The following is a 14,735-nucleotide window of genomic DNA, read 5'->3' as shown; positions in this document are numbered from 1 at the left end:
GCTGACTCCTTTCAATATTTCAGATTTCGTCAGGCCAGTAAAGGCGCATGGGGTTGTCAACCAACAGCTTCTTCTGCAGTTCCGCCGTGGGCGCGATGTGCGGAATGAAGTCGACCAGCAGACCGTCGTCGGGCATGTGGCCTTTCAGGTTGGGGTGAGGCCAGTCGGTGCCCCACAGCACGCGATCAGGGAAGGTTTCCACAATACGACGTGCGAAAGGCACGACATCGCGATAGGCATTTTGCTCGCCATTGAGCGCGTTCGGCCCACTGACGGACAGACGCTCTGGGCAGCTGACCTTGCTCCACACGTTGGGGTGCTCGCGCATGAACTTCACGAAGAGCTCGAACTCCGGACCGTCGAGTGGCTTGCTGACGTCTGGCCGACCCATATGATCAACCACCACTGTAGTCGGCAGGGCGGTGAAGAAGTCCCACAGTTCGGGTAGGTCAACCGCCTCGAAATAGATGACCACGTGCCAGCCCAGCTTGGCAATGCGACCAGCGATTTCCATGAGTTCGTCACGCGGTGTGAAATCCACCAGACGCTTGACGAAGTTGAAGCGTACGCCACGCACTCCGGCATCATGCAGGCGCTGCAGTTCTTCATCCGTGATGTCGCGGCGAACCGTGGCCACACCGCGCGCTTTGCCGCCTGCGGCCATGCAGGCATCGACCATGGCGCGGTTGTCCGCACCGTGGCAGGTGGCCTGCACGATCACGTTGCGCGCAAAGCCCAGGTGGTCACGCAAGGCAAAAAGCTGAGCCTTCGATGCATCACACGGGGTGTATTTTCTTTCGGGCGCGTAGGGAAACTCTGCGCCAGGGCCGAACACGTGGCAGTGCGCATCGACGCTGCCAGGAGGCAGCTGAAAGCGTGGCTTGGTCGGGCCTTCGTACCAGTCGAACCAGCCGCTGGTCTTGGTGAAATCGCCTGATGTAGGTTTGCTCATGTTGCGAAGATCTCCGTCTCAATCGATGTAGCGCAAGCCGGCCTGGGCCAGAGGCTCGCGCATTTTGTACATGTCGAGGCCCAGCACGCCGCTGGCAAGCTTCTCGCGCTTGGCTCCTTCATTGGCCTCGCGAGCAAGAGCAGCTTCCAGCGTCTTGGCGACCATAGCGCCAGGAACGCAAACCACACCATCGTCGTCTGCCACGATTGCATCGCCAGGCGTTACCAGCATGCCGGCACACACAATGGGAATGTTGACCGAACCCAGCGTGGCCTTGATGGTGCCCTTGCTGGAAATGGCTTTGCTCCAAACGGGAAAGTTCATTTCCTGAAGCGTTTTGACGTCCCGTACGCCTGCATCAATGATGAGACCGCGCGCGCCACGTGCCTGGAAGCTGGTGGCCAGCAAGTCGCCAAAGTAGCCGTCGGTGCATTCTGCGGTGACTGCCGCCACAACGATGTCGCCAGGCTGAATCTGCTCCGCCGCAACGTGCATCATCCAGTTGTCTCCGGGTTGAAGCAACACAGTCACTGCCGTGCCGCTGACCTGGCAACCTGGGTAAATGGGGCGCATATATGGCTTGAGAAGACCCACTCGACCCATGGCCTCGTGCACGGTGGCACTGCCCAGCTTGGCGAGCGCGTCGGTCGCCGTGCGGTCGGCCCGCTTGATGTTGCGGTAAACAACTCCGAGTTCGTACATGCTTACAGTCCTTTCTGCTTCAGCGCGGCGTCGAGCCGCGGATAGACACGGCGCGCGTTGGCCTCATACACCTTGTGGCGGTCATCTCCCACAACAATGGTGGAGGCTTCGATATAGCGCTTGGTGTCGTCGTAGTAGTGGCCGGTTTCGGGATCAATTCCTCGAACCGCGCCGATCATTTCGCTGGCAAACAAGATGTTGTCCACCGGAATCACCTTGGTGAGCAGGTCAATGCCCGGCTGGTGATAGACGCAAGTGTCAAAGAAAATGTTGTCCAGCAGGTGGTCCTGGAGCAAAGGCTTCTTCATCTCCTGGGCCAACCCGCGGAAGCGCCCCCAGTGGTAGGGCACGGCACCGCCGCCGTGTGGAATGACGAACTTCAGCGTGGGGAAGTCCTTGAAGAGATCGCCCTGCAGGCACTGCATGAAAGCCGTGGTGTCCGCATTCAGATAGTGCGCGCCAGTGGTGTGGAAGCACGCGTTGCAGCTTGTGCTCACGTGGATCATGGCGGGAATGTCCCACTCCACCATTTTTTCGTAAATCGGATACCAGGCGCGATCAGTGAGCGGAGGGCTGGTCCAGTGACCGCCTGAGGGATCGGGATTGAGGTTGATACCGACGAAGCCGTACTCCTTGACGCATTTTTCCAGCTCGGGAATGCAAGTGGCCGGATCGACTCCGGGCGACTGCGGCAGCATGGCGGCCCCGATGAAATGATCAGGGAACAACTGGCTGACGCGGTAGCAAAGCTCGTTGCAGATCGCGGCCCAGGTACTGCTGACCTGGAAGTCGCCAATGTGATGCGCCATGAAGCTGGCACGCGGGCTGAAAATGGTGAGGTCGCTGCCGCGTTCCTTCATCAGCCTGAGCTGGTTGGTCTCGATGGACTCACGCAGTTCGTCGTCGCTGATCTTCAGGTCAGCCACTTTCGGCATGGCTGAAGGGTCCTTGATGCCGGCGATCTGCTGGTTGCGCCAGTTCTCCAGTGCCTTGGGTGCCGTGGTGTAGTGGCCGTGGCAGTCGATGATCATGAACACTCCTTATTCGTGACAAGCGTGAGCTGGGAACACCGAGAACCCAAGGGCTCTCGGCAAACCGTTTATTGTGGCCCGCATGGGTCGCGCGCGCTACCCAACCCCACCACTAGCAGTTATAAAATTTCAATATAACCTGACATGCGTCATATCATTCAGTCACAGTAACCGCATCCACCGCTTAAAACGCTTTCTTTAACCCAGATTTCCCATTAGGGCCTGGGATGGCAGCGAGGGCAGTTGCGAGGCAGTTTGGTCCCGACTGAGGAGCCCATAGCCGTAGCTATGGGCGACGAAGAGGGGCCGAAATGACCGCAAATGCACCGCTGACGCCCAGGCAGCACCGAAGGTGCGCCTAATGGAAAATCTGGGTTTAACCCGATCCTGCTCTTGTGGACCTCAAGCAACTTGAATCCTTCGTTCGCGTGGCGGAGCTTGGCAGCTTCACGCGTGCCGCCTTGACGCTGGGCGTTGCGCAGCCAGCTTTGAGCCGTCAGGTGCGATTGCTGGAAGTGGAGTTGCGGCAGACATTATTAGCTCGCAACGGGCGCGGCGCAGTACCCACCGAGGCAGGTGCACTGCTGCTGGAGCATGCTCGTGGGATCTTGCATCAGGTGGAGCGTGCCCGCGAGGAGTTGGGGCGCATGCGGGGGAGTCTGTCAGGCCGCGTAGCGCTGGGGCTGCCGCCGAGTGTGGCGCGCGCCTTGGCAGTGCCGCTTACGCAAGCTTTTCGAGCTCAGTTGCCCGAAGCAAGGCTGGCCATTACCGAGGGGTTATCCACCAGCATGCAGGAAGCTCTGCTGAGCGGGCGCCTCGACATTGCGGTGCTCTACAACGCGCAACCCCGACCCGACTTCGATATTGCCCCTCTGGCCAGCGAGGAATTGCTGCTGGTACAACCGGCTCCAACGCGGGTGCCAGAAAAGCCTCTTCGACCGGCCACGCTGAAAGAGCTCGCGCAACTGCCGCTCATTATTCCGAGCCGACCGAACGCCATCCGCATGCACATTGATGCGCTTCTGGATGCCGCCGGCCTGTCGCCGCGTATCGAACTGGAAATTGACGGAGTGCCGGCCATTCTGGACTTGGTGGAGGACGGCGTGGGCTGTGCAGTTTTGTCGCGCAACGCAGTGTCGAGTGCCGCACGACCAGATGCCTTCAGCGTCCGACCTATAGAGACTCCCCGCGCTCCGACTCTGCGCATCGAGCTGTACACCGCAGTCAGCTCCTTACGCCCGGCCACCCGCACACAACAAGCCGCCATTGAAATGGTGCGCGCGTTGGCGCGTAAGCGCCTGGAGCCACTGGACATCGCACGAAGATCATCTGCCCCAACGCAGCCAGCGGCGCCAAGCGCTGAGGGGAGCTAACATTGAGCGAAGTCCAAAATCCTCAATCGCACGCTGGAGTTCTTCGAGGTCTTTGCGCGTGCGCACAGACTCGAACCAGCATGAGTTTTACCGCGCGAGGATGGCAAGACTTTACCGCCACTCACATGGAAGTGCTGGGAGCCAAAGCGAGCTACGCCCCCCAGTCCGACGCACGATCGGCACGCGAGGTCGTTCTGCGACTGGTGGTGCAGCACCCTGATCGGATTCACCGGCCTCGACAATCGCTGAACTGGTTGCCTACGCAAAGAAAAACCCAGGCAAGCTGCCGTTCGGCAGTGCAGGCAATGGCTCGCCGCAGCACGTGGTGGGCGAATTGCTCAAGCAACGAGGTGAAATTTTCATGGTGCACGTGCCGTATCGCGGCATCGGCCCCGCCTTGACCGATCTGCTCGCTGGCAACATCCAGGTCATGGTCGGAACGTTGGCGAGCGTGACCGCCCAACTGGCTGCGGGGAAGAAGACTGATCCCGATCGCCTGGGCTGCTTGCACTACAGCGCCAACGCTGAACTCGAACGCAACGCAGTTCAGAGTGTCGGCCGCATTCATCACCTTCCTGACCAAGGGTATCCCCGGGGGATAATCCTGGGCAGGAGCCACCCCGATTCTCGAGGTGGCACAGGCAAACATGACGATGGAGTAAAGAACCGACATGGTGCAGGTGAAAGAAGGCGCAGCAGTGAAAAGCCCCTGGCTGGTAGACGAAATGAAAAATGGCGATGTATTCTTTGCATCGCCCTCCTTGCAGTGGCGCTCTCGTGGTCTGCAAGGCGCGGTGCGTAGTCATGAACCCGCTTCCGCTGCGGTGGTGCAGCGCCTTTTTGGCCAAGCGCGCGCACAGGGCAATACTGAGCCCGTGATGTTTGGTTTGGTGCCGTTTGACTCGACCCTCAACGCAAGCTTCACCATTCCCACCGAACTCGTGTCGCAGCCGTCGGCCCACGGCGACCATGCGACGACGCGAACAGACGTGCGCAAGCCCGCCGTGATCAATAGGCAGCCCGTGCCTGCACCCGAGGCCTACGGTGACATGGTGCGCAAGGCGCTGACCCTGTATGCAGCCGGCGGCGTGAGCAAGATCGTGCTTTCCCGCGCCCTGGATGTGCAGCTGGATACGCCCATTGATTACGGCTACGTGCTGCATGATCTGCTCCGCCGCAACGCTCACGGCTACACCTTCGCAGTACCGATCTGGTCGGGCAACGACCCGCAGGCTCAGCCCACCGGGGTCATGCTGGGTGCCAGCCCCGAACTCCTCGTGCGCCGCGAGGGCGACAAGGTCTTCATTAACCCACTTGCCGGCTCCATTCCCCGTCATGCCGACCCTGCCGAGGACACCGCCCGCAAGGAAGGCCTGGCGATCTCGGAAAAAGATCTGCGTGAGCATAGCTACGTGGTCCGCGACATTGTGCGCATTCTGAAAGAGCACTGCGATGAGCTGGAGGTTCCGGAAGGTCCTTCCGTGATCGGCACGGATGCTCTCTGGCACCTCTCCACCTTCATTACGGGTCGCCTGAAGAACCCAGAAAACACCGCGCTGGATCTGGCCTGCGCCCTGCATCCCACGCCCGCCATTTGTGGCTTCCCCACGGCGGCTGCATTTCAGCACATCAAGGAACTGGAACCTTTCGAACGCGAATACTTCGCGGGCCTGGTAGGCTGGCAGCGTGAGAACGGCGACGGCGAGTGGGCGCTGACGCTGCGCTGCGCCCGCTACGACGGCGATCGCACACTTCGCCTGTACGCTGGCGCGGGCACAGTGGCAGGCTCCGACCCCGATAGCGAAATCCGCGAAACGGCGACCAAGATGGAAACCTTCATGCGGGCTATTGCCTAAGGATCGCTTTCAGATTCAGCTGCCAAATGAGCAAAAGGCCCGCGCGAAGCGGGCCTTTTTTCATTTTCTGGCCACCCTCGGTGGCCACCGGAAAGCGAATCAGCCTTCCACGAGGTTCAGGCGCTTGATCAGTGGCGACCAGCGCTGCAGTTCTTCACTCATGTATTTGCCGAACGCATCCGGCGTCATGGGAGCGGGTTCCATGTACATGGTGTTCAAACGCTTGGCCACTTCTGGCGCGGCCAGCGCCTGGGTCAACGCAGCATTGAGTTTGGTCTTGACATCAGCAGGCAAACCAGCGGGAGCAACGAACCCGATCCAGCCCGAGCCTTCCACACCGGGGTAGCCGAGCTCGGCTGCCGTAGGCACATCAGGCAAGAAACTCAGGCGCTTGGCAGCCACTGCAGCAATCGGGCGCAAACGACCGTCGCGAATCATGGGCATGACAGCGACCGGCGGCAGCGCAGCAAAATTGGTACCGCCGCTCAGCAAAGATGTGACCGCGTCAGGAGACGACTTGTAAGGCACGTGCAGCGCCTTGCCGCCAACGCGGTCCAGGAGGAGCTCCACGGCGAGGTGAGAAACCGTTCCGGCGCCAGTGCTGGGGAAATTCAGCTTGGCGTCGGGCTTCTTCATTTCGTTAACCAAGTCTGCCAGATTCTTCACCGGAGAATTGGCCGGCACCACCAGCACGTTGTACTGGTGAACAGCCAAGGTCAGGGGGGTAATGTCCGTAGTCGGGTTGTACGGGAGATTTTTGTAGATGACCGTGTTGTTCACCAGCGGGCCGGTAATGGACACACCAAACGTGTAGCCGTCTGGCTTGGCCTTGGCGATCTGGTCGGTACCCAGGTTGCCGCTTGCGCCCGGCCTGTTCTGTATGACGATGGTCTGCTTGAGCGTCTTGCCGGCTTCTTCAGCCACCGCACGGGCCATGGTGTCGGGGCTGGAGCCCGGGCCGAAGGGCACGATCAGAGTCAGCGGCTGCTTGGTGGGCCAGGCAGCCTCCTGGGCTATTGCGGGTGTCACGAGCCCGGCGGTGAACAATGCGGCCACGCCGCCCAGAACCAATCTTCTTGTTTGGAGTTTCATGTGCTGATGAGGAGGGAAAATTAACGCTGAAAGTACCGCGTCAGTTTAGCAGCGCGGCGGAGGCACTGGGGATGACCTGCCTAGCCCTCATTCCACTTTCACCCCCTGCCCCTGCCTTTACTTTGGCGGGTTGTCGCCAGTCATGAGTTTGACCACGCTGGAAAAATCCAGACCGCCGCGCCCTGCCTGCTTGTTAAGCGCGTACAGGTTCCGCGCCAACTCCCCCAGGGGAATGGTGGCACCCACGCCCATGGCAGCTTCCACGGCCAAACCTAGATCTTTAAGCATCAGGTCGTTGCCAAACCCGCCGGAGTAGCCGCGCGAGGATGGCGCGTTTTCGAGCACGCCGGGCCAGGGGTTGCAAACTTCAGTGGCCCAGCTGCGGCTGGTGCTGACTGCCATCATCTGCGATAGGTCCTTGGCATCCAGGCCATGCGCCACGCCCAGCGCGATGGCCTCGCCAGTGACTGCCATGATGACGCCAAGCGCCATGTTGTTGCACAGCTTGGCAACTTGACCTGCACCGGCTGCGCCCATGTGGAAGATGTTTTTGCCCATGGCTTGCAGCAGAGGGCGTGCGCGCTCAAGCGCCTCAGCCTCGCCACCCACGATGAAGGTGAGCGTGCCGGCTGCTGCGCCCGCCACCCCGCCTGATACGGGTGCGTCGATCATGGCAACTCCGCGTGCCTGGGCGGCGGCGGCCACCTTCTGAGCCGACGCAGGAGCGATGGTGCTGCAGTCTATGACCAGCGTGCCTGCTGGAAGTTGACCCAGCAAACCGCCCTCGCCGAGGTAGAGAGCTTCAACGTGGCGGCTGGCTGGCAACATGGAGATGACGATTTGCACCCCTTCCACGGCGGCCTTGGCAGATGCGGCTGCCGTGACGCCTTGTTCGCTGACTTTGGCGAGGGCGTCTGCGCTCAGGTCGAACGCGCTGACTTTGTAGCCAGCTTTGTGTAGGTTGACGGCCATGGGGCCGCCCATGTTGCCTAGGCCTATGAAGGCTACTGTGGTGGGGGTTGTTGTGGTCATGGGTTGTCTCCGGTTTGGGGGTGGTTGGTTGGTTTTTTGGCTTTGTGGGGTTACTGAAGTTCTGTGTTTTGGATAGGCCGTGTGCCGGGATGTGCGCCCGGCGGCGCAGTTCTTTTTTGCTCCGCCAAAAAAACGAACCAAAAAAAGGCGGACCCCACTCGCCTTGTCCCTGCGCTTCGCTACGGGCAACCTCCGATGCTCGGTCGAGGGGTGGCGCTCCGGAACTCACTTCGTTCACTGCGTTCTCTACGTTCAAACAACCGGAGCGAGTCAGTTCACGAAGCAAGGCCATCTTGCAGTGGCCTTGCCCACCTCTCGCCCTGCGCTTCTCGGCACGTCAAGAGGGGCAGGGAGACACTCTCGGGCCATTGCTTCGCTCGGCCTTGTGGTGGTGATGCGAGAGTTTTCATGGGATCACTGCCGTCTCATTTCAAGTGTGCTTCAATCCACTCAGGCGTCACCTCTGCCAAGCTCGCTGGTTGCCATTTTGGAGTCTTGTCTTTGTCGATCAGCAAGGCCCTGACACCCTCTGCAAAATCCGGATGCGCACAACATCCGACTGAGGCTTTCAACTCCAGTTCGAACGCTTCAGCCAAGGACATATGCTTCGCGCGGCGTTGCAGTTCGAGTCCGAGCGCTGCTGAAGTTGGGGATCCATTGATGAAGGTGCTTCCGGCCTGGGCCAACCATGGGTCGGCGTCTTGCGCCAGCGCAGCCAGGCGCGGGGCCATGTCCTGCAAACGGTCGTGACCAATGACGGCATTGATGCGGTCGAGGTGAGTGCGCAGGGGTGAGGCGGGCAAAGGAGTTCCCTGCCCCAGACGCTCCAGCAGATGGCTCAGCTGGGCTGAATCTTCATCTGCAGCACCTTGCCAGGAAGCCCCGGCAATGGCGTCCAGAAATGCGCCATGCTGTTCATGCGGCACCAGAAAATCAGCGAGGCCTGCAAAGAGCGCGTCTGCTGCGTTGATGGAGGCGCCGGTCAAGGCCAGGAACGCCCCGGTTCGGCCTGGCAAGCGCGGTAGCAGCCAGCTGCCGCCTACGTCCGGGTACAGGCCGATGCTGATCTCGGGCATTGCCATGCGGGTCTTGGGCGTGGCGACTCTGTGGGAAGCACCAGCCATCAGGCCAATACCGCCGCCCATGACGATGCCATGTCCCCAGCAGATAAACGGCTTCGGATAGGTGTGAATGCGGTAATCAAGCTCGTATTCGCGTTCGAAGAAATCTTTGGCCTCAGGAGGTACCTGACCGGAAGGCAACGCGCGGATCGCCTTGACCAGACCCACCACATCGCCACCGGCGCAAAAGGCTTTGTCGCCAGCGGCATCAAGTATGACGCCCGCAATTTGTGGATCCTCAGCCCACGCGGCCAACTGGGGGTTCAGCAGGTCCACCATCTCCAGAGAAAGGGCGTTCAGACTGGCCGGCGTATTCAGGATAGCCCTGCCAAAACGGTGGCCACTTGCAGTTTGCAAAGTATCGAAAAGGACCGGCTGATTTGAAGAAATGTCGCTCATGAAGACGTAGAAAATTTCCTGGGGAACCTGCTTGTCGCTGACAAGCAGAATCATTGAGATGGAGAACCTATTTCAAGCTCTCCAGAGAGTCACCCTGAAGCAGGCGGCGCGCGATGATGGTGCGCATGATCTCGTTGGTGCCTTCCAGGATCTGGTGCACACGCGCATCGCGCAGCAGTCGCTCCAGCGGATACTCCCGAATATAGCCATAGCCTCCGTGCAACTGCAATGCGTCGTTGATAACGTTGAAACCCGCATCGGTCGCAAAGCGCTTGGCCATGGCGCAGTAGGTGGTGGCCTCATGCGCGCCGGCATCAAGCTTGGAGGCGGCCAGTCGCACCATCTGGCGCGCTGCCACTAGCTCAGTGGCCATGTCTGCCAGTTTGAACTGGAGCGCCTGGAAACTGGCCAGCGGCTTGCCGAACTGCTGGCGCTCCTGCATGTAGCGCTGAGCATGCTGTAGCGCACCTTGCGCCGCGCCAACGGAGCAAGTCGCAATATTGATGCGCCCTCCGTCCAGCCCCTTCATGGCGATCTTGAAACCACCGCCCTCTTCGCCCAGCAAATGGTCCGCAGGTACACGCACACGGTCGAAGCTGATCTGCCGCGTAGGCTGGCTGTTCCAGCCCATCTTCTCTTCCTTCTTGCCGTAGTGAATGCCGGGCAGATCAGCTGGCACCACAAAGGCGCTGATGCCCCCAGCCCCGCCACCCCCAGTGCGCGCCATCAATATCAGCACATCGGTCGAACCCGCGCCGCTGATGAAAGCCTTGCTGCCGCTGATGTAGTAGTGATCGCCCTCCCGCTCGGCGCGGGTCTTGAGCGAAGCGGCATCGGAGCCGGCGCCAGGTTCGGTGAGGCAATAGCTGGCAAGCTTCTGGCCGCTGGTCAACAGCGGTCCCCAGTGTTCGCGTACGGAATCCGTGGCCCAGGTGCCGAGCATCCAGGTCGCCATGTTGTGTATGGTGATGAAGGCCGTGGTAGATGGATCTACGGCAGCCATTTCCTCAAACACCAGTGTGGAGTCCAGGCGAGGCAAGGCGAGTCCACCGGCGTTCTCCGGCGCATAGAGACCGCAGAACCCCAGCTCCCCGGCCTTGGCGATCGCCTCCCGAGGAAAAATGGCCTCGGCATCCCATTTGGCCGCATGGGGCGCCAGCTCCGCCTCGGCAAATTGGCGGGCAGTATCGGCGAAAGCTCTCTGGTCTTCTGTCAGTTCAAAGTTCATGAGGATTTCTCGTTGCCACTGTTCTCGCAGTCAGGGGGCAAAGTGACCGTTCTGTGATGTCGCAGGTCAGTTTGAATTTCTTCGATTTCCTCGACCGCGGAAATCTTGTAGGTTGGTGCTGAGCGAAGCGAAGCCCAACAGGCGACGCCTCTGATGAACACGCAATTGTTGGGCTTCGCTTCGCTCAACCCAACCTACGGAAACCCTGACTAAAGCGCGATCATCTCAGACTGATCGTAGTGTTCACACCGTGTGCCGTCGTACTGTCGTCAAACCAGCGCGCCGTAACAGTTTTGGTCTGCGTGTAGAACAAAACCACCTGCTTGCCGTAGGGTCCCAGATCGCCCAGCTTGGATGCGCGCGAACCTGTGAACGAGAACATGGGGACAGGCACCGGAATCGGCACGTTGATGCCGACCTGTCCCACGTCGATGTCTTCCTGAAACTGGCGTGCCGCCGCACCCGACTGCGTGAAAATGGCTGTGCCGTTGCCGTTCGGGTTGGCGTTGATGAACTCAATGGCCTCGTGCAAATCATTGGCGGCCACCAGGCACAGCACAGGGCCGAAAATTTCCTGGTCGTAAATCGACATGCCGGGCTTCACGCCGGAGAAAATAGTCGGGCCCACAAAATTGCCCTTCTCGTAGCCCGCCACTTGGGGGCGACGACCGTCCAGTTCCAACTTGGCGCCTTCCTGCACACCACGTTCAATCAGGCCTTCCACTCGGTCCTTGGCGGCGCAGGAAATCACCGGCCCCACATCGGTGCCTTTCTCTGTGCCGGCATTGACCTTGAGCCCCTTGGCCTTGGCCACGAGTTCAGGAATCCATTTTTGTGCCTCGCCCACCAGCACGGCCGTGCTCACGGCCATGCAGCGCTGACCGGCTGCGCCGAAAGCGGAACCAGCCAGTGCGTTCAGTGTCTGCTCTTTGTTGGCATCAGGCAGAACGATGGCATGGTTCTTTGCACCCATCATGCACTGCACCCGCTTGCCGGCGAGGCTGGCGCGGTTGTAAACATGCGTGCCGACTTTGGTGGAGCCGACGAAGCTGATCGCCTTGATGTCTGCGTGGTCGCAAATCGCATTGACCACGTCTTCGCCGCCGTGCACCACGTTCAGCACGCCTGCGGGAATGCCCGCTTCCAGCGCCAGTTCGCACAGGCGCATGGTAACCATGGGGTCCTGCTCGGAAGGCTTGAGCACGAAGGTGTTGCCGGTCACGATCGCCATGGGGAACATCCAGAGCGGGATCATGGCCGGGAAGTTGAACGGGGTAATGCCCGCACAAACACCCAGGGGTTGTAGCAACGTATAGGTGTCCACCCCGGTCGCCACATTGTTGGCAAGCTCGCCGAGTTGCAGGTTGCCAATGCCAGCGGCGTGTTCCACCACCTCCAGACCACGGAACACATCTCCTTCAGCGTCGGGCAGGGTCTTGCCTTGCTCCGCCGTCAACAACGCTGCCAACTCGCCCATGTTTTCACGAATGAGTTGCTGATACTTCAGGAAAATGCGCGCGCGGGTGCCGATGGCCGTCTTGCGCCACGTCTTGAAAGCACGCTTGCCCGCCGCCACCGCGGCATTCACTTCTTCTGGCGTGGCGAATGGAACACGGGCAAGAACCTCCTGCGTGGCTGGGTTCACCACATCACGCCACTGGCTCGTGGAGGACTCCACGAATTTTCCATCGATCAGGAGTTTGACGGTAGGTACGGAAGACGCTGACATTAGGAAGCCCTCACAGGAAGTATCTAAAAACGGGATGACGCACATCTTAGGCTTGCAAATCCTTATGCACAATAACGCAAACTGAGTTCGCCCTTGCAAATTTGCACAACCAAAGGAGACACCCCTCACCATGGATTGGGATTTACTGCGTTACTTCCTGGAGCTTGCCAGAACCGGCCGACTCACCGCCGCCGCACGCCGCCTGGATGTGGACCACACCACAGTCTCGCGCCGGGTGCAGACTCTGGAGAAAAAACTCGGCGCCACCTTGTTCGTGCGGACCTCATCTGGCATGGAGTTAACGGAAGAAGGTCGTCTGTTGTTGCCCGAAGCCGAGGCCATGGAAGCTGCAGCGTCTCGGGTACAGGGGCACGCGGAGCAACCTGCCAACGAACTCAGCGGTGTGGTGAGGATAGGAGCTACAGAAGGCTTTGGCTCGGCAGTGCTGGCGCCCTATCTGGCGTCGTTTGCCGCAGTGCACCCGCACCTGACCATTGACCTCGTCGCCGTTTCGGCCGTGGTGAGCATTTCGCGAAGAGAGGCAGACATCGTCATCTCCCTGGAGCGGCCACGGCGAGGCCCGTTTGTAGTGACCAAACTCTGCGACTACGTGCTGTTGCTCTATGGTGCCAAGAGCTATCTTGCCCGCTGCCCTCCGCTCAAATCCCTGCATGACCTGAAGCATCACAGCCTGATTGGTTATCTGGACGATCTGCTCTTCAGCAAGCAGTTGCAGTTCATCAACGAGATCGACCCCCCGGAGCGCTTTACCCTGCGCACCACCAGCGTCATGGCCCAGCTCAACGCAGCAGCCGCAGGCGGTGGTCTGTCAGTCCTCCCTGCATTCCTCGCCGATCGCGAGCCTCGCCTGGAACCCGTGCTCGAGCAGGAAGTGCGATTTCAACGTACGTTCTGGATGTCGATGCCGGAGGAGGTCAAACAGGTGCCGCGGATTCGCAGGACGTGGGACTATCTGCGGGAGGTGATAGATACCGAGCAGGCCTTGTTGCTCGGAACGGGACGGGCTTGATCTCGCATGCAAACGACCATTCAAAGCAAGCCAAGGAAGCCCGGTAGGTTGGCGTTGCATTACGCCGTTTGTCAGCGCAACAACTTGCCGGGCTCGGTAATCACCTTTGCATATAGCGGGCGCTCGGCACGCAAGCTGGACGCCAGCTCCGCCGGCGAGCCACCCGCAATCTTGAAGCCGAGGTGTTCCAGCTGCGCTCGAACATCTGGCGCCTGCAAAACGGAACGCAGATCGCGATTGATTTTGTCAACGATGACCTGCGGCGTTCCTGAGGGAGCGAAGTAACCTTGCCAACTTTCGACGGCAAACCCTGCCACGCCAGACTCAGATACCGTGGGGACGTCAGGCAGCGCCTCGGATCGGTATGGCGTGGTCACCGCCAAAGCTCGCAGCTTGCCAGCGCGGACGTATTCTGTCACTGCCGCCAAGGTGATGAGAGTCGCATCCGCATGACCACCCAGCACATCCATTGCGGCGGGCCCGCCGCCAGAATAGGGAATGTAGTTCACCTGCGCTCCGGTTCTCTGCGAAAGAATCTCGTGCGCCACATGGGCAATGCCACCACTGCCAGGTAGTGCCAGATTGATGCTCTGCGGTTGTGCCTTGGCTCGCGCAATGTAGTCGCCCAGCGTATTTAGTCCGGTTGCAGGGTTGACCACGAGAATCTGCGGATTAACCACAGCCTTGATGATCGGCGTGAAGCTTTTTTGCGGATCGTATGGGAGCTTGGAGAACAACAGTCCATTTAGCGTCAACCCCTCGCCTTGCTGTAGCAAGGTATAGCCATCCGGCGAGGCCTTTGCAGCCTTGGCCGCTCCAATGGTGCCGCTGGCACCCACCACGTTTTCTACCAGCACCGACTGCCCCCATAGGGCTGCCAGCTTATCCGCCAAGGTGCGCGTGAGCTTGTCTGCACTACCTCCCGGTGCCACCGGCACGATGATCCGCACTGGCTTGCTGGGCCATGATGCTTCTGGAGAGGCTTGCGCAGTAGTCATGGCCGCGGCCACCAGGGGAAGTGCGAGGGCTCGCAACAGGGTTCTTCGTTGAGTAGACATAGAGGGCAATCAAAAAAAGTTGATACCCGTAAATCTAGAAACTCAGCGTCTGTTGGAGAACGAAGAAATGCAGATAAGAACATGCAAAAAGTGTTGTTCGCATATCAACTTGCCACACATAACCTCGCGGTA

13 protein-coding genes are annotated in these 14,735 nt (G+C 60.0%); 4 read left to right on the top strand and 9 right to left on the bottom strand.

From position 1 onward, the window contains the following. Nucleotides 1-19 precede the first annotated feature (19 nt). The 3 genes from AAAK34_RS08430 to AAAK34_RS08420 are packed head-to-tail and all read right to left on the bottom strand — an operon-like array spanning nt 20 to nt 2,685. Nucleotides 20-952, bottom strand: a complete 933-nt coding sequence (locus tag AAAK34_RS08430) for an amidohydrolase family protein (protein WP_231695147.1) — start codon at nt 950-952, stop codon at nt 20-22. 18 nt (nt 953-970) lie between these two features. Then, a complete protein-coding gene (gene ligK, locus AAAK34_RS08425; protein ID WP_231695148.1) occupies nt 971-1,654 on the bottom strand; it encodes a 4-carboxy-4-hydroxy-2-oxoadipate aldolase/oxaloacetate decarboxylase in 684 nt (227 codons plus the stop codon). Between the two features lie 2 nt (nt 1,655-1,656). Continuing rightward, entirely contained in the window at nt 1,657-2,685 is a 1,029-nt protein-coding gene (locus AAAK34_RS08420; RefSeq protein WP_231695149.1) for an amidohydrolase family protein, read from the bottom strand. A gap of 395 nt (nt 2,686-3,080) precedes the next feature. Here AAAK34_RS08420 and AAAK34_RS08415 point away from each other — a divergent pair, with 395 nt between their 5' ends. The 3 genes from AAAK34_RS08415 (at nt 3,081) to AAAK34_RS08405 (ending at nt 5,914) form a co-directional block, all read left to right on the top strand. Further along, nucleotides 3,081-4,058, top strand: coding sequence for a LysR substrate-binding domain-containing protein (locus AAAK34_RS08415; protein ID WP_231695150.1), 978 nt, complete (start codon nt 3,081-3,083; stop codon nt 4,056-4,058). Nucleotides 4,059-4,299: 241 nt separating this feature from the next. Continuing rightward, on the top strand, nt 4,300-4,860 hold the full coding sequence (locus AAAK34_RS08410) for a Bug family tripartite tricarboxylate transporter substrate binding protein (RefSeq protein ID WP_431778010.1): 561 nt from the start codon (nt 4,300-4,302) through the stop codon (nt 4,858-4,860). Further along, nucleotides 4,784-5,914 (top strand): isochorismate synthase, encoded by a 1,131-nt coding sequence (locus tag AAAK34_RS08405; protein ID WP_431778009.1) that lies wholly within the window; start codon nt 4,784-4,786, stop codon nt 5,912-5,914. Before AAAK34_RS08410 ends, AAAK34_RS08405 begins: the two co-directional genes overlap by 77 nt. Before the next feature lie 99 nt (nt 5,915-6,013). Here AAAK34_RS08405 and AAAK34_RS08400 read toward each other — a convergent pair whose 3' ends face one another. The 5 genes from AAAK34_RS08400 to AAAK34_RS08380 all read right to left on the bottom strand — a co-directional run bounded on the left by AAAK34_RS08400 (nt 6,014) and on the right by AAAK34_RS08380 (nt 12,515). Further along, on the bottom strand, nt 6,014-7,006 hold the full coding sequence (locus AAAK34_RS08400) for a tripartite tricarboxylate transporter substrate binding protein (RefSeq protein ID WP_231695152.1): 993 nt from the start codon (nt 7,004-7,006) through the stop codon (nt 6,014-6,016). A gap of 117 nt (nt 7,007-7,123) precedes the next feature. Next, complete coding sequence (gene mmsB / locus AAAK34_RS08395; RefSeq protein ID WP_231695153.1) at nt 7,124-8,038, bottom strand: 3-hydroxyisobutyrate dehydrogenase; 915 nt, start codon at nt 8,036-8,038, stop codon at nt 7,124-7,126. Between the two features lie 425 nt (nt 8,039-8,463). Next, entirely contained in the window at nt 8,464-9,612 is a 1,149-nt protein-coding gene (locus AAAK34_RS08390; RefSeq protein ID WP_431777930.1) for an enoyl-CoA hydratase/isomerase family protein, read from the bottom strand. Nucleotides 9,613-9,625: 13 nt separating this feature from the next. Then, nucleotides 9,626-10,786, bottom strand: coding sequence for an acyl-CoA dehydrogenase family protein (locus tag AAAK34_RS08385; RefSeq protein ID WP_231695154.1), 1,161 nt, complete (start codon nt 10,784-10,786; stop codon nt 9,626-9,628). 220 nt (nt 10,787-11,006) lie between these two features. Beyond that, complete coding sequence (locus tag AAAK34_RS08380) at nt 11,007-12,515, bottom strand: CoA-acylating methylmalonate-semialdehyde dehydrogenase (protein ID WP_231695196.1); 1,509 nt, start codon at nt 12,513-12,515, stop codon at nt 11,007-11,009. A gap of 130 nt (nt 12,516-12,645) precedes the next feature. Here AAAK34_RS08380 and AAAK34_RS08375 point away from each other — a divergent pair, with 130 nt between their 5' ends. Then, nucleotides 12,646-13,545: a LysR family transcriptional regulator gene (locus AAAK34_RS08375; protein WP_231695155.1), complete on the top strand. Its 900-nt coding sequence runs from the start codon at nt 12,646-12,648 to the stop codon at nt 13,543-13,545. Nucleotides 13,546-13,616: 71 nt separating this feature from the next. Here AAAK34_RS08375 and AAAK34_RS08370 read toward each other — a convergent pair whose 3' ends face one another. Beyond that, nucleotides 13,617-14,603, bottom strand: coding sequence for a tripartite tricarboxylate transporter substrate binding protein (locus AAAK34_RS08370; protein ID WP_431777929.1), 987 nt, complete (start codon nt 14,601-14,603; stop codon nt 13,617-13,619). Nucleotides 14,604-14,735 lie beyond the last annotated feature (132 nt).

It is taken from the genome of Ottowia caeni, from assembly GCF_050821495.1.
GTDB lineage: Bacteria > Pseudomonadota > Gammaproteobacteria > Burkholderiales > Burkholderiaceae_C > Ottowia > Ottowia caeni.
Note: the sequence above shows the minus strand (reverse complement) of the source record. Positions and strands in the feature narration are given on the sequence as shown.